Consider the following 22,185-nt stretch of genomic DNA (forward strand, 5'->3'; position numbering starts at 1 on the left):
TAATTTTTTTATGAGCGTCTAACCTAATTATATACGTGCTTTTTCCTCTTAAAGTTTTGTAAATCTGTGTATTATGTCGATTATATAAACTCTTTATCGAAGTTATAATTTTGCATAATAGGGTATTTTTTGAAATTTAAATTTCAACCGCGTATTTAATTTTCAATAATTGCTTTTTGCATGTATTTTGCGATTTTCATATCACTATTACCCATTTTGTAATTATCGTTGATAGATAAATTGCAAATTGACTGCTTGTCATGCTTCCATATCCTGCCTTCTTCAAAATCCTTTACCTTTGCAACATCAATTTTTAAAATGCATGTTGGTCATTATTAACAGAGCTTTAATCGCAAAAGGTTACGCTGGTTTTGCAGTTTGGCCATTAGTGGTTCTCAGGAGTAAATCTCTTAAGAGCGATGTTGTGTTTATGAACCATGAGCGTATTCATTTAAGGCAACAATTAGAGTTGCTTGTGATTCCTTTTTTTATTTGGTATGCTGCAGAGTTTTTAATTAGACTTGCTCAATACAGAAATGCGTATCTAGCTTATCTAAATGTCTCTTTTGAGAGAGAAGCTTACGCGAAAGAAACCTCGCTTTCTTATTTAAAAATCAGGAAAAACTGGTCATTTTTCAGGTATTTATGAGCATTTTTCAGGGAGATTTTCAAAGTGAAAACGCCTTTGTCTATAAAGACAACAAAAGCGGAGTAGAACTTTTTATGAAAAGAGAAGATCTATTGCATCCCGAAGTATCCGGAAATAAATTCAGAAAATTGAAATATAATTTCGCTGTAGCGAAAGCCCAAGGTTTCAAAACACTACTCACATACGGTGGCGCCTTTTCAAACCACATTGCAGCTACTGCCAAAGCAGGTCAACTTGAAGGTTTTAAAACTATTGGTATTATAAGAGGTGACGAATTAGCAAAAAATATCTCACAGACTTTAGAGACAAATGCAACATTGCGCTTTGCGAAAAAGTGCGGTATGCAATTAGAATTTATAAATCGGGAAGATTACAGAAGAAAGGAAACGGCAGATTTTAAAGAAGAAATGATTGCTCAATTTGGTGATTTTTATGAAGTGCCAGAAGGTGGAACAAATCATCTTGCAGTAAAAGGGTGTAAAGAAATCTTAAGTAAAAACGACGCTTCTTTTGATTACATCTGTTGCGCGGTAGGAACCGGTGGCACAATTTCCGGAATTATAGAAGCGTCTAAAAATAGCCAGGAAATAGTCGGTTTTCCGGCATTAAAAGGTGATTTTTTAAGCGATGAGGTCAAAAAATACACCCAGAACACAAATTGGAGTTTGATACAGGATTATCACTTTGGCGGTTATGGCAAAGTCACAGATGAATTGGTTTCATTTATTAATGAGTTCAAATCAAAATATAATATTCCTTTAGATCCTATTTATACAGGGAAGATGGTTTACGGGATAGTTGATATGATAAAGAGGGGAAAATTCTCTTCAAATACTCGTATTTTAGCCGTTCATACGGGAGGACTTCAGGGAATATCTGGAGTTAATTCTCGTTTGCATAAAAAAGGAGCTCAAATCATAAAAATTTAATATGCTGAAAAAGATAGTACTGGTTGCAGTTGTAGCACTATTTATAACAAGTTGTGGCGGTTCTAAAAAAGCCGCTCGTAAAAAAGCTAAAGTAAGATCTACAGAGATCGTTATAAAAGCAGAACCTACAGAAACCCCTGCAGAGACTCAACCAGAAACTAAAGTAGCGGTAGAAACAGCTCCCGTAGATAATGTAGCAGGTTACATAAATGCATATGCAGAGATCGCTAAAGAAGAGATGCGGCAGTACGGCATACCGGCAAGTATTACACTCGCTCAAGCGGTTTTAGAATCTGGTGCCGGTCGTGGCGAACTCACACGCAAGGCTAATAATCACTTTGGTATTAAGTGCCATGACTGGAAAGGCGCTGTGGTGTATCACGACGACGACGAGAAAGGAGAATGTTTTAGAAAATATAAAGATCCCAAATTTTCATTTAGAGATCACTCCTTATTTCTTACTGGCAGACAACGCTACAATGATCTTTTTAAATTGCGAAAAGATGACTATGAAGGTTGGGCAAAAGGTTTGAGAGCTGCGGGTTACGCAACAGATAGAAAGTATCCTGAAAAATTGATAGCCATCATAGAAAACTACAAACTATATTCTTTTGATGAAGAAGTGTTGGGTACATCAGGCAGATCAGCGAGAAGTAACAACAATACTTCGGCAGAAGAAGAAATAAGTAAGTATACTGTACAAAAAGGAGAGACGCTTTATGCTATCGCCAGAAAGCACAATTTAACAGTAGAGACTTTGAAAAAATATAATGGGCTCACAGATAATACCATCTATGAAGGGCAGGTATTGTATGTAAAACCCATAAATAAAGGATAAAATAAGTATGATTTATAAGAGAAGTAGCGCACTTTTCGCGCAAGCTCAACAAGTAATTCCTGGCGGAGTAAACTCACCAGTTCGTGCATTTAAAGCAGTAGGAGGTGATCCTATTTTTGTAAAAGAAGCAAAAGGCGCTTATTTATATGATGAAGACGGCAATAGATTAATAGATTATATAAACTCATGGGGTCCCATGGTTTTGGGACATGCATACAAGCCGGTTGTAGATGCTGTAATAGAAAAGGCGCAAAAGGGAACTTCTTTTGGTATGCCTACAGAAATTGAAACACAGATCGCAGAACTTGCGGTTGCTATGGTGCCAAATATTGATAAAATACGTTTTGTAAATAGTGGTACTGAAGCTTGTATGAGCGCTGTGCGGTTAGCTCGCGGTTATACCGGAAGGGATAAGATCATCAAATTTGCTGGTTGTTATCACGGTCATTCAGATTCATTTTTAATACAGGCGGGGAGTGGCGCGGTTACTTTTGGTTCGCCTAATAGTCCGGGGGTTACTTCTGGAACTGCAAAAGATACATTGCTTGCAGAATACAATAACCTGGAACAGGTTGCCGAAATTTTTAAGGCCAATCCCGGTGAGATTGCTGCTATAATCATAGAACCTGTTGCGGGTAATATGGGTTGTATTCCTCCGGTCGAAGGATTTTTACAAGACTTGAGAGCTCTTTGTGACGAGCATGCCAGCTTATTGATCTTTGATGAGGTTATGACGGGTTTTAGACTTGCTGCCGGTGGCGTTCAGGAATTAATGGGCGTGAATGCAGATATTGTAACCTTTGGTAAAGTGATAGGTGGTGGTTTGCCTGTAGGTGCTTTTGCTGCGCGAAATGAAATAATGGAATATCTGGCACCTTTAGGTCCGGTTTATCAGGCAGGAACACTTAGCGGAAATCCATTAGCGATGGCAGCCGGTCTTGCGATGCTTAAAGCGCTGAGCAACGAACCTGAAATTTTCTCGCGTCTGGCAGAAAAAACAGAATATCTACAGAAGGGGATGACTAAGGTTTTAGCAGAACATAATATCTCACACACAATTAACCGTGTAGGTTCTATGATCTCTGTACATTTTAGTGCAGACGCCGTTACAGATTTTAAATCTTCGGCTAAAGGAGATAATGAAACTTTTAAAAAGTTCTTCCATGGTTTGCTGGAGAACGGAATATACATCGCGCCCAGCGCCTATGAAACCTGGTTTATTACAGATGCTTTAACTTATGAAGATCTTGATGAAACCATTGAGGTGATAGCAAAAGTAGCTGCTACCCTATAACTTGAAGTGTCTATTTTAAGGAATAAAAAAAGGCTGTGCCAATCAAACACAGCCTTTTTCAATAAACACTAACCAATTAATTCTTGTGATTGCGTCTTTCACGCATCTTGTGCATTTTCTTTTTGTGTTTTGCGCCTTTCATTTTGCGCCACTGTTCAAATTGTTTTTCATTTAAAATGCTTTTCATCTTTTGCTGATAAGCGATTTGAGTATCAAGCATGTCGATTTTATGATCTATATGAGCGGTTTTGTCTGCTTTTTCACTGCTTTTTGCTGCTTGTCTCTCTACCATTTTAGCTTTCATTTTCTCTGCTGCGGTAAGATTAAGATCATATAACTGCTTTTGTTGCTGGTCATTTAATACCAAAGCTAACGTAAGGCGTTTTGTTTGTAATTGCGCCATTTCCTGCGGAGTAACATTTGCAAACATTCTTCCTCGTTCTGGTCTTTTCTCCTGGCCTGTCATAATTATAGTTGCCATAAAGAAAACTGCGGCTAATACATTTTTCATATTATATATTGTTACATTTTTAGTTTTTGACTACTAATTATCAAGAAGGTTTATTTTAAGGCCGATTTTTTAACATTCTGACCGATTTTTAGGTCTTAAAAGCCGCTTTTGAAACTTCTTTTAAAAGTAAAATCAACTCACTAAAATAGACATTATGGAAATGGTAAATATTTATAGAGAGCGCCCCATGGATTTTAAAGAGTGGGCTTTAAATATTTTCTTAGCCTCTCTGCCTATAATAGGCTTTGTACTGTTGCTCGTCTGGGCATTTAGTAGTTCAGAAAATAGTCAAAAACAGGAATGGGCTAAAGGAAGACTGCTTGTTGCTTTTTTGGGGTTTTTATTTGTAATGGTAATTTTATTCTTCTTTGGCGGTCTTGCTTTTATAGGAGCGGCGTTTGATCATTAGAATGAATAAAAAAGACCACTCTAATTAAGAATGGCCTTTTAAATAAAATATAATTTTTGGCGAAAGCCTATTCCTGCAATTCGCAGATCATAGTGCCATCTTCTTTTTTAATTTCTATAACACCCAGTTTGGTAAGAGATTTAAAACTCTTATCCATCGCTTTATTGCTCAGGTTTAGTTTGGCTTTAAGTTCACTTAATTCTAATTTTTTGTGCTCTTTTACTACAGCCAGAACTTCTTTTTCTGCTTCATTTAGATCAAGAGGTTTCTTCTCTGGTTTCATTTGTGGGAAGAATAGAACTTCTTGTATAGATGAGTTGTTTGTCATAAGCATCACCAGTCTGTCGATACCAATACCAATACCTGCTGTAGGCGGCATACCATATTCTAATGCTCTAAGAAAGTCCTGATCAATAAACATTGCTTCGTCATCACCTTTTTCGCTTAAAGCGAGTTGGTCTTCAAAACGGGCGCGTTGCTCAATAGGGTCGTTTAACTCAGAATAGCAATTGGCGATTTCTTTCCCGTTTACCATAAGCTCAAAACGCTCTGTAAGATCAGGATTGTCGCGATGTTGCTTTGTTAATGGGCTCATTTCTTTTGGGTAATCTGTGATGAAAGTAGGCTGTATGTAATGATGCTCACATTTCTCACCAAAGATCTCATCAATAAGTTTACCTACACCCATGGTGTCGTCTACCTCAATGCCCAGATCTCTGGCTATGGTTGCCAGTTCACTTTCAGATTTGCCGGTAACATCATAACCAGTGTGTTCTTGAATAGCCTGCAAAATAGGTACACGTGGGTATGGCGCTTTAAACTCGATCTCGTTCTTGCCTACTTTTATTTTGCTGTTTCCGGTAGCGTTTACAGCAACTTTCTCAAGAAGTTTTTCAGTAGTATCCATCATCCAGTTGTAGTCTTTATAGGCTACATAAAGTTCCATAACCGTGAACTCAGGATTATGAGTGCGATCCATCCCTTCATTACGAAAATCTTTAGAGAATTCATAAACTCCGTCAAAACCACCTACAATTAGTCGTTTAAGATAAAGTTCATTAGCAATACGTAAATACAGCGGAATATCTAGCGCGTTGTGGTGTGTCATAAAGGGTCGTGCAGCTGCACCTCCCGGTATAGGCTGAAGAATAGGAGTCTCAACCTCAAGATAACCACGCTCGTTAAAAAACTCGCGAATCGTATTTGTGATCTTGGTACGTTTTATAAAAGTATCACGCACATTTCTGTTTACGATAAGATCTACATAACGACGGCGATAACGCAACTCGGGATCTGTAAATGCGTCGTGCGTTTTACCTTCGGTATCTGTGCGAGGTTGTGGTAAAGGTTTTAAAGACTTGCTTAGTATGCTAAACGATTTAACCATTATGGTTTTCTCGCCTACCTGAGTGGTGAACATTTCGCCTTCAAGACCTACAATATCACCTATGTCAAGCAGTTTTTTATAAACATTGTTGTACAGGGTTTTGTCATCACCGGTACAGATCTCATCGCGGTTAAAATAAACCTGTATGCGGCCTTCTGCATCCTGAAGTTCTGCAAATGAAGCCTTACCCTGAATACGACGCGTCATAAGACGGCCCGCTATCTTCACGTGCTCACCATCGTTGTACTTTTCTTTAATATCTTTTGACGTGTGTGTGATATTAAATGTCTCTGCAGGATAGGGATCAATCCCCATTTTACGTAAAGCGCTTAGTTTTTCTCGTCTTACGATTTCTTGTTCTGAAAGTTGCATACAGCTTTTACTATTTAGCCCGCAAAGATAAGTACTCACAAACTAGAAATCAATATATGTAACGAAAGGTTATGAATGTGGTCTTATATGTATAGTTAGACTAAAAAAACTACGAGTATTATGAGTATCTGGCGTGTGATCCTGGCAGTTTTCTTCCCTCCATTATCTGTGATAGGTAAAGGTTGTGGCTCTATGATTATAGTTTTTGTGTTGTGGATATGTGGCTGGGTGCCAGGAGTAATTGCTGCGCTCATTATATTAAATAACCCAAAAAGATAATTTTCTACAGCCGGTAACGACAAATCAGGTTTTAGGAATGTATTATCTTTGTGGGTATGAATAAGAAAGTAAGTATTATAGATCTGGGGAGTAAGGATTATAAGGAAACCTGGGATTTTCAGGAGTCGCTTTTTAAAGAAACTCTTGATGTCAAGATACGCAACAGGAGAGAGGAGACTAATCTTATAACTCCCAATCACTTCTTATTTGTTGAGCACCCTCATGTGTATACACTGGGCAAAAGTGGTGATATAAGTAACCTGCTTGTTAATGAAGAACAACTGGCTGCTAAAGGCGCTACTTTTTATAAAATAAACAGGGGCGGCGATATTACGTATCATGGTCCTGGCCAGATCGTAGGGTATCCTATTCTTGATCTTGAGAATTTCTTTACAGATATTCACAAATACCTGCGCTTGCTTGAAGAAACTATAATACTCACACTCGCAGATTATGGTATAAAATCTGAGCGCTCTCCCGGCGAAACAGGAGTTTGGCTTGATGTGGGGACACCGTTTGCACGAAAGATCTGCGCGATGGGAGTGCGTGCCTCACGATGGGTAACTATGCATGGTTTTGCTTTTAACGTTAATGCAGATCTGGGTTATTTTGATAATATCATTCCCTGCGGAATACGAGGTAAAGCGGTAACCTCTCTTAATGTAGAATTAGGAAAAGAAAAAGTAGATATTGAAGAGGTGAAAGAGAAGATTCTTCAGCACTTTGCTCAACTTTTTGAAGCAGAACTATCTGTTGAAAAAGTGGTTGTTTAGCAACTATTTACAGGTGCAGACTCAGGAGCGATTATTAAAAATCTATTTCGCAGAAAAACATCCAAAGTCTGAAATCTGAGAGTTATTTACTAAAGGCGGTTAGGACACTACTGCTTGCTACTCTGCCTTTATTGTCATAATCTTCTTGCTTTACCATACCCACACCTTCTGCTATCCATTGTTTTGAGCTGCTTTGTCGTGACATGCCCATATTCAATTCGGTTGTATATGTGATCACAAAACAATCAAAAGTCCCCGCCGCGGTTGTAACCTGTTCTTTACCTTCTACTTGTCGGTTTGTAATATTTACTTGAAGCTGCATTTTCATGGGCGCCATACTTATATCCATAGTCATGTTTGCATCTGGCAAAGTTTTACCCACTTCCAGGTTAGCGGGAATCTCCATATTTGTTCCAGATATTTTATAATCCAGATTTTTATATTGATCTAGCATCCCCGGCGGCATCAATGATTTAAAATCTATAGATATAGCGCCATTTATACACAACACATCAAAAGTGGTTGCGACAAGATCTTTTCCCTTGTCATCTTTAACGGTTGTTGCAATGGTGGCTTTTTCGCCTTGAGCTGAAGATTCTATAGACTCAACGAGATAATCTGCTATTGCAGCGGCTTTGTCTTTTTTGTCATAAGTAGTTATCTGGAATTTTGCGCCCTCAGTAAATGGATAATACCGGGACCGGGAGCAAGAGTCTTGCGCGTATAAAAACTGCGTTGCGATAAAAGTAAATAGAAATAAAATGGTTGCTTTCATTATTGAATTCTAATAGATTAAACGCTTCAAAAATTGTTGTTCTATCTAAAAGTACTAAAATGAAATCGCGATTTATCCCCTGATTTATGGGGTATTTTGACCCTTTTTTACCCTAAAAGGGCCGATTTTTAATTGATCCTATATATAAGGACAGAGTCGCTCTCGCCTTTTACTACAAATCCCAGGTTGGCATTTCGCTTCAGGTGACCTAAATCTGGTGCAGAATCACCATAAACCGGGAAATTGGGCAACAGACCTCCTTTTATGTCAAAAACAAAAACGCGTTTTGCCGTTTCATCAAGCAGTGTAATATATTTTGATTTACCTGCTTCCTGAATGCTTAAACCAGAGTAAAGACCAAAATCGAGTTCGTTCTCCTTATTATTTACAATGAGCCGGTTGTTATCAATAATTGCCTGTGTATTGTTTAATTGAGCTACTGCAAAACCATCGGTAAGATTTTTGTCTTTTTTAGTGACTTTTCCCTTTTGATCTATATGAAACTGAACACCATCTTTATCTACAAGTTCAAAACCGGTATTAGCTTCTGCAACAGGATACTGGCTAAAGTTGAATTTTAACTCGACAGGAACTCTCTCATCACCAGTACGATCGAGAATGTTTAAGGTTCCGTTCTGTTGTTGAATGGTGATGTAATCTTTTGTGCCTATACGAATATGTTTGGGCGGTAGTATGATTTCGCTTTTAGCGGAAGTAAATTTAAAACCGTTAACGATCGCAGCTCTGCTGTCATACATTAGCAGGTTCTTGCCCTGCGTTACTACAAATCTGTAATTTCTGTTATTATCATAATCAAAAACCGAAAGTGGTTGCGTTATATCGTCATTAAATTTTAGAGGGAAAGGCGCTACTTCATTGCCGTTTCTGTCTAAAATATAAAAGGTGTCGCTCGTGGTAAAAGCAAGTTGCAACCTGCCATTCTTGTACAAATCTACCTGACTTATTTTACCAAGTATTTTGCTGGCAAGCTGTTTTTGCCATAATATTTTACCGTTATTATCTATAAGATAGAGCACATGGTTTACATCCTGCACGGCAACATCCATACCTTTTGTGCGGTGATTGTTGACCAGCTGGGGCGATATTGCAAGGTCTGCGGCTAGTTTTACGCTCGCAATCTGGGAGACGGCACCGGCATCTGGTTTTACAGAATTTTGCTCGATAAGCGCATTAAAGTGTAAAAAATCGTCCTCTTCTATAAGCTGGGCAACGACAAAGGGATAAAGGGAGAGATCAATTTCTTTAAGATCATTCTTTAAATCTGTAGAGCCTTTTACAGTCATTTTTTCTTTTAATTTTTCGCTATTAGCAAAAAATAATAAGGACTGCTCGTTACTCACTTTCTCGATAATTGTTCTAAAATTCTCTCTTTCGTCTAAAGTGGTTTTATTCTGAATATTGGCAATAACCGTTTTTAGAATGTCCTGATCTTCTGCAAAAATTAGAAAATCATTTATTGCGCTATAAAAGGGAAGTGAAGGCGGGGCAAGCAATTCTTTGAAGTCTTTCTGTATGGCAAGAGAATCGTTAAAGGTGTTTATAATAATGTCGCGATATGTTTCTGCTTCATTGCTGGCAGCAAGTAACGATTCTTTAGCGAGTTCTATATCTGTAGTATGAATGGCCAGAGCGTTTCCAGCTTTTAGTGAAATAATACCAATTTCGTCAGAATTACTATAGAGATCGTTTAAATATAGAGCAAAATCCTTGGGTTGAATTTGGCGTAATTTTGCCAGATTTTTGATGTAAGAACCGAGGTTTTTATAACTGAATGAAGTAGCGGCGGTGGCTTCTGCGGGAACTACATTTGCAATTTGCGACGTGGTGCGCTTTGTGTCTTTAAGTAGCGCAAGTCTGTTTTTTAAAGTTTCGTCATACGTTATAACTCCATTTATTTCTATTGACGAAGTTGCAATGTCAAAATCTAAAGCGGCCCATTTAAATGCTGCACCTATAAGCTTAGGACTGGCAGAGCCCAGAATATTTCTGGATAATTGTTGGGCATCGCTGCCGCGCACATACATATTTACCGTAGCCGAATTAATACCTGTTTTATATAATTTCTGAAAATCGGCATCAAAAACTGTTTCGCTTTTTTCTTCGCGTATTTTATTCTCTATAAGGAGCCTTGAAGTACTTGCCAGGAAAGTTGATTCTATTGTAGTAAAATATAAAGTGTTTTCTCCTTTAGTATATGACGAAATAGTGTTGTCATTATATTCAACCTGTTTTATCGAACTCTGTAGAACACTATCTTGTTTAAAAAGTGAACTACTGTTTTCTGTTACCAGCGAAATGTCATATTCATTTTTTCCTAAAGAAACGAAAGAGATCAAAACTTCAGATTTTGGATTAATAAGATTGAAATTTGAACTCTTCTCCTGTATAACATTATAAAGCTCACTTTTAACGAACTTCGAAAGTAAGGCGTTATTATTTAAAGCATTTTGAAAATCTGTCCATTTATTTACCTTTAATATAACTGAAGAATTACGTGGTATAAAAGGTATGAGAGATGATTGGTTTACTGGGTTTTGATCACACCCGATCAATAGAAAAAGCAATACAATAAGTGCTAAGTAATATTTCATAGTTTAAAAAAGGTCTCGCTTAATAAATGAGGTTAAAGATTAAGAACTAATTGTTCAGGAAGCAATCTAAAGCTTTTGCGGTGATAAGGAGTTATGCCATATTCTTTAATTGCTTCTCTGTGTTCTTGTGTAGGATATCCTTTGTTTTGTTTCCAATTATACATTGGATATTCTTCATTAAGTAATTGCATATACCTGTCTCTTTCTGTTTTGGCCAGAATAGAGGCAGATGCGATTGATAAGAACTTGCTGTCTCCTTTTATAATACATGCGTGACTACAACCCATATAGATCTTAAATCTATTGCCATCTACTAGTATATGTTCAGGCCTCTTTTTCAGCTTATCTATTGCCAGATGCATTGCTTTAATAGAAGCGTTAAGGATATTTATTTTGTCGATTTCTTCAGGATAGACATGAGCTATGCCAAAGGCGATAGCGGCATCTTCTATTATAGGTCTCAGTAATTCGCGAGATTTATGAGAAAGCAGTTTAGAATCTGTAATCAGTTTATTCTCAAAGTCATCTGGCAAAATAGCTGCTGCAGCTGTCACCGGACCTGCGAGACAACCTCTGCCAGCTTCGTCAGTTCCGCATTCAATAAGTAAATTTTGAGATTTTAATTGTAAAGACATATTGCGACAAAATTATTAAACCGCTTAGTCATATTTAAATTTTAAGAAGGAGTTTTTTAGGTAGGTTTAGTTATTTGATAAAGCTTTTAAATATATAATTGATAACAAGATGTTTAAGGTGTTTTGTTTAACGATCATTTAGATTTCCTACAAACAAATTTAACATTTTGAAAGATATGGAATGAAATTGCGAAAACGATGCAGCTTTGTTAATCATTTGGGTAAATGACTTGTATTTTTTAGAGATATACTGTGTTAAAGTTTACAACCGCACATCTTTTTTTTGCGTATGTAGGAAAAGTTTATGATGTTTGCCGTTGGCTAATTCAAATAAATTAAATTACATGAAATCAAAAATTACAATGTGTTTTGCCATGGGATTGCTGTTCTTAACACAGCTTGCTATGGCTCAACAAAAAACAATCACTGGTACTGTTACCGATGATAGTGGTATGCCTCTTCCAGGTGTGAATATCGTGGTAGAAGGTACAAATACAGGTGCTCAAACTGATTTTGATGGTGTTTATCAAATAGCAGCTTCCGCAGGAGAGAGACTTGTATTTACTTATATAGGTTTTGCATCTCAAACTATTACAGTAGGAGCTTCAGACACTATTGATTTACAGTTAGAAGCAGGTTCGGAAACTCTGGACGAGGTTGTGGTGGTAGGGTATGGTACTGCTACAAGACAATCTTTTGCTGGTACTGCAACAACTGTAAAAGCTGAGCAGCTTGAGGCTAAATCATATTCTAACGTAACACAGGCCCTAGCGGGTGAGGTTGCCGGTGTAACTGTAATTAATACTTCAGGACAGCCAGGTACTACTTCTACTGTGCGTATTAGAGGTTATGGTTCTGTGAATGGTAACCGTGATCCCCTATATGTCGTAGATGGCGTGCCTTTTACGGGAGGCTTAAACTCTATCAACCCCGCAGATATAGCTACTACAACTATATTAAAAGATGCTACTGCAACTGCAATTTATGGTTCTAGAGGTGCTAACGGTGTTGTTTTGATAACTACTAAAAAAGGTAAATCTGGTGAAGATTATATAGATGTAGAGGTTAAAACAGGTATCAATTCGCAATTAATCCCTCGTTATGATGTTATAAAATCCCCAGAAGAATATGTAGGATACGTATGGGAAGGTATTTACAATAGAGGTGTTATAAACGGAGAGGCAGACCCTGTAGGTTATGCTAACTCTAATTTATTCACTAATAATTATGTAGATCCTGGCTACAACATGTGGAATGTAGCTGACGGGGGTGAGCTGATCGACCCCGCTACACATATGGTAAGACAGGGAGTAACAAGAAGATATACGCCGCAAAGATATGAGGATTTAGCTTTTGATTCTGGTTACCGTAAAGAGGCTAACCTTAGAATGGGTGGTGGAAATGAAAAATCTAACTACTATGTATCTGTAGGGTATTTAAATGACGATGGTTATGCCATAAAAACGGGATATGATCGTTATACTACTCGTTTAAGCTTAACTTCTGATGTTAAGGATTGGTTGACCATAGGTGCAAATATAGGTTATGCCTATTCTGAGACCATAGCCAATGGGCAAACTGTAGGTTCTGAAAACTTATTTGAATTTGCAGATAAGATGGCTCCTATATTTCCTGTTTTCTTAAGAGATAATAATTATAATCTTGTTCCAGATCCAATTTTTGGTGGTAATCAATATGATTACGGAACAGATTCTGGGTATAGAGCCCGTCCAAACGCAAACAACCTGAACCCTATTGCTTCGGCGTTATATGATTCAGATCAGTTTAAGCGTCATGAACTTAACGGGAGTTTTTCTTTTGATGTTGATATTACAGATCATTTAACATTTGAATCTCGCTTTGGAGCACAATATTTTATGGAGCGTGAGAAGGATTTTAGAAACCCATTTTATGGTGGAGGTCGTTCTAATGGAGGTGATATTTTCACAGATGATATAGAATACTTAACTAAGAACTTCTTACAATTATTCCGTTATAAGAATCAATTTGGGGAACATTCTCTTGAAGCCCTTGTAGCGCATGAAAGTAATGATGTTAAGCGCACGGAAACTACTCAGTATAAAGGTTTAGCTGTAAGTCCAAAACTTCTTGAATTAGATAACTTTGTAGTTAATTTGAGTCCAGCAACGGGTTACTCTGAAGGAGCTACAATAGAATCTTTCTTTGGTCAGATTAATTACGACTATGCTGATAAATATTATTTAACTGGATCTGTGCGTAGAGATGGTTCTTCAAGATTTGTAAATGATAAATGGGGAACTTTTGGCTCTGTAGGTGCTGCATGGGTACTTTCTGGTGAAGACTTCATGAAAAGTGATTTTGTGAATTTCCTTAAGCTTAAAACCTCATATGGTATTTTAGGTGATCAGGCTGGTGTAGATTATTATTCTGGATATGATACCTTTAATGTAAGTAATGTAAATGGTATTGCTGTTTCGGCTAATACCAATGGAAATCCTGAATTAACTTGGGAAACATCTAAGATGTTCCAGGCAGGGGTTGAATTTACTTTAGGTAATTTCTTAGATGGTAACATTGATGTATATAATAAACTTACTGATAATCTTATTTTTGATAGAAGAGTAGGTCCTTCTCAGGGTATTGCTATTATTACCGTGAATGATGGAGAATTACGAAACCAAGGTTTAGAATTTGACTTAACAGGTCATTTAGTGAACACAGATGATTTTAGATTAGACTTATCTGTAAATGGATCTATGATAAAAAATGAGATCGTTACAATGCCTATTGAGCCTTCAACTGGAGAGCCTAGAATATTAGATACATCTGCATCTCCATATGGTTATTCTCAAGGAAGCTCTATATATGAGTTTTATATGCGTGAATGGGCTGGGGTAGATCCTTCAGACGGTGCGCCTATGTGGTTTCAGTACTTTAACGATGTAAATGGTAACGGGGTATTAGATGAAGGAGAAGATGGTATTGCAGACATGGCTACTTACATAGATGCCAATCCTGATGCAACCGTTGCTAAGCAAGTAACTAAAACCTATGCAGATGCTACTAATAAGTACGTTGGTAAATCTGGTATTCCTGATCTTAGAGGTGCTTTTAGATTAACAGCTGGCTACAAGAATTTTGACTTCTCTATGCAATGGACTTATGGATTAGGTGGTTATGCGCTTGACAACCAGTATGCAGAATTAATGAGTGATCGTTTTGGAGCTGTTGGTAACAACTATCACACTGATATTGCTGCTAGATGGCAGAATCCGGGTGACATCACAGGTGTGCCTCGTCTTGCAGATGGTATTGATCAAAATAGCACAGCAACGTCTACAAGGTTTTTAACCAAAACAGATTACCTGGCTCTTAATAACGCTAGAATAGGTTATACACTGCCCAAGTCTTTTTCTGAAAGATCAGGTGTAGATTTAGTAAATCTTTATGTATCTGGAGATAACCTTTATGTAAAGACTGCCAGAGATGGTTTTAACCCTACTACCAGCGAAAGCGGTGCTTCTGGCCGTAGGTTATATGCTCCATTGACTACGATCACTATGGGCGTAAGAGTTAAATTTTAAAAAATAAAAAAGCATAATATGAAAAGTATAATCAAATTGCTATCGCTTACCGCTCTAATTATGGTAGGTTGTAGTGAAGACTATTTAGATGAGAAGCCCTCGGAGTTTCTTACTACAGATCAGATTGCAGATGCTGCTGAGAAAAATCCTGACGTTATAGCAGGTACTATTACTGGGATTTATTCTTTGATGGTTCAAACTGAAACGGGAGGAACCACGGGGCATGATGATTTTGGCCATAAAGGATATGATATTTTTAGCGATTTTCTATCTGGTGATATGGCACTTTCTGTAAGTACTTATGGTTGGTATAGAGCGAGTATTACAGAATTTCAGGGTACAACAGATTTCACGAATCAAGATAATTATCAAGTTTGGAGATACTACTACCGTATTATACGTTCTGCAAATACTGTTATTGATGCTCTAGGAGGTAATGAAATTGTACCTGAATTGGCAGAGAATAAATATTTATTAGGACAAGCGAAGGCTATACGTGCTCATTCTTATTTTTACCTGACTCAATATTTTCAGAATTCTTATAATCCATCTCAGGAAATACTTCCCCTTTACGATGATTTACTAGATCAAAATGGTCCAAAGGTGGCGGCTTCTGTGATTTATGATTTAATAGAAACTGATTTATTATCTGCTATATCACTTATGGACGGTTTTAACAGAGCATCTAAGAACGAAATTAACCAAAATGTAGCTAAAGGTATTTTAGCATATGTCTATGGGGCTATGGGAAGAGATGCGGATGTGAAGAGAATAACAGGTGAGATTATCAATTCTGGAGAGTTCCGTATTATGAATTCAGCTGAAGTGCTAGCTGGGTTTAATGATATAAATACTCCAGGTTGGATGTGGGGTATAGATCTTACATCAGATTTTGGTTTAGGCCTTGTTTCCTGGTGGGGACAGATTGATGCATTTACCTATAGTTATGCATGGGCTGGTGACGCCAAAGCTATCGATGCAGATTTATATGCTGAAATTCCTGCAGATGATGTTAGAAAAGATCAATTTGAGGCTCCTTCAGGAAGCTACTACGATTTATTACCTCTTAACAAATTCTACGATCCAAATCGTGTTATTGGTGGGCAGTCTGTTGTTACTACAGATTATGTGTATATGAGAGTTGCAGAAATGTATATCTTACATGCTGAGGCTTCGGCTAAAACAGGTGATGAGGCAAGAGCTAAACAGGTTCTCAAAACATTGCTTGATCAGCGTGTTGATGATTCATCATATGTTGATGCTTTAAGTGGTCAGGCATTGCTTGATGAGATCTATTTGCAATCTCGTATTGAGCTTTGGGGTGAGGGTAAAACTTACCTTGCTCTTAAGAGAAACAAAAGATCTACAACTCGAGGAGATAATCATTTATCATTTGTGGGTCAAACCATACAATATGATGATGAGCGTTTGACTTTTGAGATTCCAGAATCTGAAATTCAGAATAACCCATTTGTTAACGACCAAAATTGATTATAATTAATAGAGAAATTATGAAAAAAATATTAATACTATTCAGTTTAGTTCTGTCTATAACTTTTGTAGGGTGTAATGATGATGATGGTGCTTCTTTAAGTAATTATGTGACTTTCGAAAGCACAGGATATCAATTTGGCGTAGATATAAATTCTTCAAGTTCTAACGATATTAAGGTTTATACTAGTGATATTAGTGGTACAGATAGAACTTATGCAATTACTGTTGTAGAAGCCGGAACTACTGCAGATCCTGCAGCACTTACTATTCCTAGTGCGGTTACTGTTCCTGCTGGGTCTAATGAAGGTGTATTTACAGTTGAAATAAGCGACTTGAACATTGGGTCTAATGGTAAGACTTTAGAATTGGGTTTTGTGCCTGAGGAAGGGGTTTTTATTGGGGAGAACCTTTCTATTAGTGTATATCAGGTTTGTCCTACTCCTACTTTAGATATTGACATCCTTTTTGATGGTTACGGAAGCGAGACTTCATGGGAATTAGCAGATGCTGAAGGAACTGTTATTTATAGTGGTGGTAATTATACAGATGGACAGGTTTCTGCTTATAGAGGTCTATGCCTTCCTTCTGGAGATTATACCTTTACCGCTATGGATTCTTATGGAGATGGTCTTTCTTATCCTGCTGATGGTTCTTTCACATTAAGTTATGGAGGAGAGGTTATAGGGGTTATTACAGGAAACTATGGTAGTTCTCAATCAGTAACATTTAGCTTGTAAAGTTTGAGTTAGCCTATACGATTTTAATATAGTAAAGCCCGCCAAATTGGTGGGCTTTTTTTATTTCACATATTCTTTCAACCTGAGCCAATATTCTGCCATTCTAGACGTAATTAAAAAACCTATTTTTGCTTTTTAAATACTTTAAATGAAACTTAGATTTTTTGGGACTTTATTTTTTTTAATAGCACTTATCTCACAGACTGCTAATGGACAAACAGGGCGTAGTAATGTACAGGAAATACGTAATACAAATAACAGTGAGCCGGGGGATAAATCTAAAAAGGTTAAAAACGCTCGCCCGCCAGTCACAGATTACAAGATAATTTCAGTTGAGAATGATACAACTGTTGTAGATACTTCGCTTACTATTCAAAAGATGTATAAGTATAACTATTTGCGAAAGGATAATTTCAATTTACTTCCATTTGCAAACACAGGCCAGACTTATAATACGCTTCTCTATAATTTTGATGAAGACGGTACCAAACCGTTATTTGGAGCACGGGCAAGACATTTTAATTATATGGAGGTTGATGATATTTTCTATTATGAAGTCCCCACGCCATTAACAGATTTGTATTATAAGACCGTATTTGAGCAAGGCCAAAATCTGGATGCTTTTTTTACGATGAATACATCAAGACGATTTAATTTCTCAATAGCCTATAAAGGTTTGCGCAGTCTTGGCAAGTATCAGCATATTTTAACAAGCACGGGGAATTTCAGATTTACGTTTAACTATAGAACCAAGAATGATCGCTATCAAATAAAAGCACATTATGTTGCTCAGGATTTATTGAATCAGGAAAATGGTGGTTTAACAGCATCTGCAATTGAGAGTTTTACTTCAGAAGACCCAGAATTTGATGATCGCTCACGTCTTGCTGTAAATTATGAGAATGCCGAAAGTGTTCTAGACGGGCAGCGTTTTTATATAGATCATTTTTACGATTTATTATCTCAAAAGGATAGTTTGGTTAAAAATAGAATTCAGGTAGGGCATGTTCTTACATATAAAGACAAGTTTTTCGAATTTAGACAAACGCAGCCTACCACTCTGTATGGTGAATCTTTCGTAACCACGAATATAAAAGACAGAGTAGATTTTGAAGAATTAAACAATAAGCTCTTTGTTAAATACAGTAATAATATTTTAGGCGAACTCATCTTTCAGGCAAACCATACTAATTATAATTATGGCTATAACTCAGTACTCATACAAGACGACGGTCGTATTCCTAATAAAATACAGGGCGATATTGTAGCTGTTGGGGCAGGTTATAAGAAGAGCTTAGGAGGTTTTCTGCTCAATGCAAATGCCCAGGCTAATATAGTAGGAGATCTTGACGGCTATGATTTACACGCTACAGCATCATATAGTATAAAAGAGAAAGCAAAATTTCTAGGTAGCTTCAGTACCAATTCAAGGGCAGCAAACTATAATCACCTTCTTTATCAAAGCAGCTATAGTAATTATAACTGGTATCATGAGCCAGAATATGCTAATGTAAAAACCACGAGACTCAATTTTAAAATGGAATCTGCAAAATGGTTTAATGCAGAAGTTGCGCTAACTTCTATACAGGACTATGCATACTTTGCTCCAGATGCAGAAACAGCACTTATAAAATCCTTTCAATCTAATGAGCGTATAGATTATCTATCTATAAAGACCGGTAAAGATTTTAAGTTTGGCAAGTTTGGTCTTGATAACACAATTGCATATCAAAATGTGAGTAATGGTCAAAATGTGTTTAACGTTCCAGAATTTATTACACGCAACTCCTTATATTATACAGACCGCTGGTTTCAAAAAGCATTATTTATACAAACAGGAATCAGCTTTAAGTATTTTACTCAATATAATATGAATGGTTACGATCCAGTTCTGGCAGAATTTTATGTGCAGAACGGTCAAAAACTGGGCGGCTTTCCCTTAATAGATCTGTTCTTTAATATGAAAGTAAGACAAACCCGTATTTTCTTTATAGCAGAACATGTGAATTCTACATTCACAGGCAACGACTTTTTTAGCGCTCCAGGCTATCCTTACCGTGATTTTAATTTAAGGTTTGGTCTAGTGTGGAATTTCTTTCTGTAGATATAATATGTCAACATTAAAAATAGTTTTAAAAAAAGCTATTTAGAATATTCCGATTTTCAGCCCCTAGAAGAAGGTTTTGGCCAAGATAGGGTCGATTTTTAAGCCTTGCGGCGAAATAAACCAGAATAACATATAATTAAAATACATAACCTAGAGTATAGTTAAAAGCCGGGTTAAGCCTTCTGATTGCTCAAAAATGGGAGGTGAAATAGGGATGTCAATTTTTTTTCAGACAGTAAGACACTGTAATTCAACACCTGATAATTTATTTTTCAAAAAATCAAAATTAACCCTTGCGCAGAAGCAAAACAGTTATATATTTGCGCTCCGATTCAGTGAAAAACAGGGTCGAAACGTTCTTTAAAACATTGCAGAAAAAAAGATAAAAAAAAGAGTTGCAGTTATAAAAAAAGCTTTTATATTTGCACTCCCAAATCGGCCACTAAAAAAACCGATTTTAGTTCTTACAAATCTTCAAAAATATTCACTAAAAAAAACTTAAAAAAAGTTTTGGTGGTTAAAGAAAAAGAGTTGTATATTTGCAGCCGCTTACAGAGAGAGTAAGTGAAGTTCTAAAACAAGATGAGAGGTTAAGAAAAACGAGTTTAGGATTTGTTTTTAAAATAGGGGTTCAACTCCCTTACATCTAGCAAGAATAGAGTTGGTTAAACAACTTGAAGTTCATTGATTTATTGAATTGACAGCGCGTATTATTTAGAAGTAAATAATACTAGAAATTAAAGACTAGAATGACCATTTTGAGCTCGTAACAGATTTATTTGTTACACCTAAATTTTCCTTGAAGTCGTTGAATAGTATATAAGAAACAACGATGAAGAGTTTGATCCTGGCTCAGGATGAACGCTAGCGGCAGGCCTAACACATGCAAGTCGAACGGTAACAGTTCCTTCGGGAAGCTGACGAGTGGCGCACGGGTGCGTAACGCGTATGCAATCTGCCTTGTACTGGGGTATAGCCCAGGGAAACTTGGATTAATCCCCCATAGTATAGATGAGTGGCATCACTTATTTATTAAAGGTTACGGTACAAGATGAGCATGCGTCCTATTAGCTAGTAGGTGTGGTAACGGCACACCTAGGCTACGATAGGTAGGGGTCCTGAGAGGGAGATCCCCCACACTGGTACTGAGACACGGACCAGACTCCTACGGGAGGCAGCAGTGAGGAATATTGGACAATGGGCGGAAGCCTGATCCAGCCATGCCGCGTGCAGGAAGACGGCCCTATGGGTTGTAAACTGCTTTTATACGGGAAGAATAAGGACTACGTGTAGTCCGATGACGGTACCGTATGAATAAGCACCGGCTAACTCCGTGCCAGCAGCCGCGGTAATACGGAGGGTGCAAGCGTTATCCGGAATCATTGGGTTTAAAGGGTCCGTAGGTGGGCCAATCAGTCAGTGGTGAAAGTCTGCAGCTCAACTGTAGAACTGCCATTGATACTGTTGGCCTTGAATTGTTATGAAGTAGCTAGAATATGTAGTGTAGCGGTGAAATGCATAGATATTACATAGAATACCGATTGCGAAGGCAGGCTACTAATAATTGATTGACACTGATGGACGAAAGCGTGGGGAGCGAACAGGATTAGATACCCTGGTAGTCCACGCCGTAAACGATGGTTACTAGCTGTTGGGCCTAATTAAGGGCTCAGTGGCCAAGCGAAAGTGATAAGTAACCCACCTGGGGAGTACGTTCGCAAGAATGAAACTCAAAGGAATTGACGGGGGCCCGCACAAGCGGTGGAGCATGTGGTTTAATTCGATGATACGCGAGGAACCTTACCAGGGCTTAAATGTAGTCTGACAGATTTGGAAACAGATTTTTCTTCGGACAGATTACAAGGTGCTGCATGGTTGTCGTCAGCTCGTGCCGTGAGGTGTCAGGTTAAGTCCTATAACGAGCGCAACCCCTGTTGTTAGTTGCCAGCGAGTCATGTCGGGAACTCTAACAAGACTGCCAGTGCAAACTGTGAGGAAGGTGGGGATGACGTCAAATCATCACGGCCCTTACGTCCTGGGCCACACACGTGCTACAATGGCCGGTACAGAGAGCAGCCACTTCGTAAGGAGGAGCGAATCTATAAAACCGGTCACAGTTCGGATCGGGGTCTGCAACTCGACCCCGTGAAGCTGGAATCGCTAGTAATCGCATATCAGCCATGATGCGGTGAATACGTTCCCGGGCCTTGTACACACCGCCCGTCAAGCCATGGAAGCTGGGGGTACCTGAAGTCCGTCACCGTAAGGAGCGGCCTAGGGTAAGACCGGTAACTGGGGCTAAGTCGTAACAAGGTAGCCGTACCGGAAGGTGCGGCTGGAACACCTCCTTTCTAGAGCTTTTCTCAAGTAATTGAGATAAAGACGCGACTTTAAGGAAAGACATAGGGTTTAAAAGGACATTTTGGTCTTTATAGCTGTTAATTCAAGATATTTTGTTAGAGATACGGCCTTCTTTATAATGAAGAAGGTCATACTCTCTGATAAAGGACAGTCTCATAGCTCAGCTGGTTAGAGCGCTACACTGATAATGTAGAGGTCGGCAGTTCGAGTCTGCCTGAGACTACTTTGTGCCTGAGGTGCAGATAAGTTAAAGGTAAAAACTAGAGACTTAAAGTTCATTGATTGAAAATTTGAAGGAAATTTTAGAAGTTGAGAATTCTAAATTCTAAATTCTGAATTCTAAATTCTGAATTTATAATGGGGGATTAGCTCAGCTGGCTAGAGCGCCTGCCTTGCACGCAGGAGGTCATCGGTTCGACTCCGATATTCTCCACATACGCTTGTCGAGATATAGATA

16 protein-coding genes, 2 tRNA genes and 1 rRNA gene are annotated in these 22,185 nt (G+C 37.9%); 14 read left to right on the forward strand and 5 right to left on the reverse strand.

The genetic code is table 11. The features are described 5' to 3' along the window. Nucleotides 1–322: 322 nt before the first annotated feature. Genes ACH3PA_RS09655 through hemL form a run of 4 tightly spaced genes read left to right on the forward strand, consistent with a single transcriptional unit; the run spans nucleotide 323 to nucleotide 3,710 of the window. On the forward strand, nucleotides 323–649 hold the full coding sequence (locus ACH3PA_RS09655; protein WP_416444744.1) for a hypothetical protein: 327 nt from the start codon (nucleotides 323–325) through the stop codon (nucleotides 647–649). Then, nucleotides 646–1,578: a 1-aminocyclopropane-1-carboxylate deaminase/D-cysteine desulfhydrase gene (locus ACH3PA_RS09660; protein WP_416444743.1), complete on the forward strand. Its 933-nt coding sequence runs from the start codon at nucleotides 646–648 to the stop codon at nucleotides 1,576–1,578. Before ACH3PA_RS09655 ends, ACH3PA_RS09660 begins: the two co-directional genes overlap by 4 nt. A 1-nt stretch (nucleotide 1,579) precedes the next feature. Continuing rightward, nucleotides 1,580–2,416 carry a glucosaminidase domain-containing protein gene (locus tag ACH3PA_RS09665; RefSeq protein ID WP_416444741.1) on the forward strand — a complete coding sequence of 279 codons (837 nt, stop codon included), beginning with the start codon at nucleotides 1,580–1,582 and terminating at the stop codon, nucleotides 2,414–2,416. Between the two features lie 7 nt (nucleotides 2,417–2,423). After that, nucleotides 2,424–3,710 (forward strand): glutamate-1-semialdehyde 2,1-aminomutase, encoded by a 1,287-nt coding sequence (hemL, locus tag ACH3PA_RS09670; RefSeq protein ID WP_416444739.1) that lies wholly within the window; start codon nucleotides 2,424–2,426, stop codon nucleotides 3,708–3,710. Between the two features lie 76 nt (nucleotides 3,711–3,786). Here the strand turns inward: hemL and ACH3PA_RS09675 are convergent, their stop codons facing one another. Beyond that, nucleotides 3,787–4,221 (reverse strand): DUF4890 domain-containing protein, encoded by a 435-nt coding sequence (locus ACH3PA_RS09675; protein ID WP_416444737.1) that lies wholly within the window; start codon nucleotides 4,219–4,221, stop codon nucleotides 3,787–3,789. Nucleotides 4,222–4,375: 154 nt separating this feature from the next. Between ACH3PA_RS09675 and ACH3PA_RS09680 the strand changes: the two genes are divergently transcribed. Beyond that, nucleotides 4,376–4,630, forward strand: coding sequence for a hypothetical protein (locus ACH3PA_RS09680; protein ID WP_416444735.1), 255 nt, complete (start codon nucleotides 4,376–4,378; stop codon nucleotides 4,628–4,630). Nucleotides 4,631–4,697: 67 nt separating this feature from the next. Here the strand turns inward: ACH3PA_RS09680 and lysS are convergent, their stop codons facing one another. After that, nucleotides 4,698–6,389: a lysine--tRNA ligase gene (gene lysS, locus ACH3PA_RS09685; RefSeq protein ID WP_416444733.1), complete on the reverse strand. Its 1,692-nt coding sequence runs from the start codon at nucleotides 6,387–6,389 to the stop codon at nucleotides 4,698–4,700. 120 nt (nucleotides 6,390–6,509) lie between these two features. Here lysS and ACH3PA_RS09690 point away from each other — a divergent pair, with 120 nt between their 5' ends. Further along, nucleotides 6,510–6,668, forward strand: a complete 159-nt coding sequence (locus ACH3PA_RS09690) for a YqaE/Pmp3 family membrane protein (protein WP_416444731.1) — start codon at nucleotides 6,510–6,512, stop codon at nucleotides 6,666–6,668. A 56-nt stretch (nucleotides 6,669–6,724) separates the two neighbouring features. Beyond that, nucleotides 6,725–7,441, forward strand: a complete 717-nt coding sequence (gene lipB / locus ACH3PA_RS09695; RefSeq protein WP_416444729.1) for a lipoyl(octanoyl) transferase LipB — start codon at nucleotides 6,725–6,727, stop codon at nucleotides 7,439–7,441. Between the two features lie 82 nt (nucleotides 7,442–7,523). Here lipB and ACH3PA_RS09700 read toward each other — a convergent pair whose 3' ends face one another. The 3 genes from ACH3PA_RS09700 to ACH3PA_RS09710 all read right to left on the reverse strand — a co-directional run bounded on the left by ACH3PA_RS09700 (nucleotide 7,524) and on the right by ACH3PA_RS09710 (nucleotide 11,463). Further along, nucleotides 7,524–8,216, reverse strand: a complete 693-nt coding sequence (locus ACH3PA_RS09700) for a hypothetical protein (protein WP_416444727.1) — start codon at nucleotides 8,214–8,216, stop codon at nucleotides 7,524–7,526. A gap of 128 nt (nucleotides 8,217–8,344) precedes the next feature. Then, the gene (locus ACH3PA_RS09705; RefSeq protein ID WP_416444725.1) at nucleotides 8,345–10,828 is read right to left on the reverse strand and encodes a DUF3352 domain-containing protein; all 2,484 of its coding nucleotides are present in this window, start codon (nucleotides 10,826–10,828) and stop codon (nucleotides 8,345–8,347) included. Between the two features lie 32 nt (nucleotides 10,829–10,860). Beyond that, complete coding sequence (locus tag ACH3PA_RS09710) at nucleotides 10,861–11,463, reverse strand: ribonuclease HII (RefSeq protein ID WP_416444723.1); 603 nt, start codon at nucleotides 11,461–11,463, stop codon at nucleotides 10,861–10,863. 344 nt (nucleotides 11,464–11,807) lie between these two features. Here ACH3PA_RS09710 and ACH3PA_RS09715 point away from each other — a divergent pair, with 344 nt between their 5' ends. The 7 genes from ACH3PA_RS09715 (at nucleotide 11,808) to ACH3PA_RS09745 (ending at nucleotide 22,161) form a co-directional block, all read left to right on the forward strand. Then, entirely contained in the window at nucleotides 11,808–15,029 is a 3,222-nt protein-coding gene (locus tag ACH3PA_RS09715) for a SusC/RagA family TonB-linked outer membrane protein (RefSeq protein ID WP_416444721.1), read from the forward strand. A gap of 18 nt (nucleotides 15,030–15,047) precedes the next feature. Beyond that, complete coding sequence (locus ACH3PA_RS09720) at nucleotides 15,048–16,520, forward strand: RagB/SusD family nutrient uptake outer membrane protein (RefSeq protein WP_416444719.1); 1,473 nt, start codon at nucleotides 15,048–15,050, stop codon at nucleotides 16,518–16,520. A gap of 20 nt (nucleotides 16,521–16,540) precedes the next feature. Further along, nucleotides 16,541–17,260: a hypothetical protein gene (locus tag ACH3PA_RS09725; protein ID WP_416444717.1), complete on the forward strand. Its 720-nt coding sequence runs from the start codon at nucleotides 16,541–16,543 to the stop codon at nucleotides 17,258–17,260. Between the two features lie 148 nt (nucleotides 17,261–17,408). Next, nucleotides 17,409–19,364, forward strand: a complete 1,956-nt coding sequence (locus ACH3PA_RS09730; protein WP_416444715.1) for a putative porin — start codon at nucleotides 17,409–17,411, stop codon at nucleotides 19,362–19,364. An 832-nt stretch (nucleotides 19,365–20,196) separates the two neighbouring features. After that, nucleotides 20,197–21,718 (forward strand): 16S ribosomal RNA (locus ACH3PA_RS09735). A 159-nt stretch (nucleotides 21,719–21,877) separates the two neighbouring features. Next, nucleotides 21,878–21,951, forward strand: a tRNA-Ile gene (locus ACH3PA_RS09740). 136 nt (nucleotides 21,952–22,087) lie between these two features. Continuing rightward, a tRNA-Ala gene (locus tag ACH3PA_RS09745) sits at nucleotides 22,088–22,161 on the forward strand. Nucleotides 22,162–22,185: the final 24 nt, after the last annotated feature.

The sequence above is a fragment of the Leeuwenhoekiella sp. A2 genome (assembly GCF_047946655.1).
Classification (GTDB): domain Bacteria; phylum Bacteroidota; class Bacteroidia; order Flavobacteriales; family Flavobacteriaceae; genus Leeuwenhoekiella.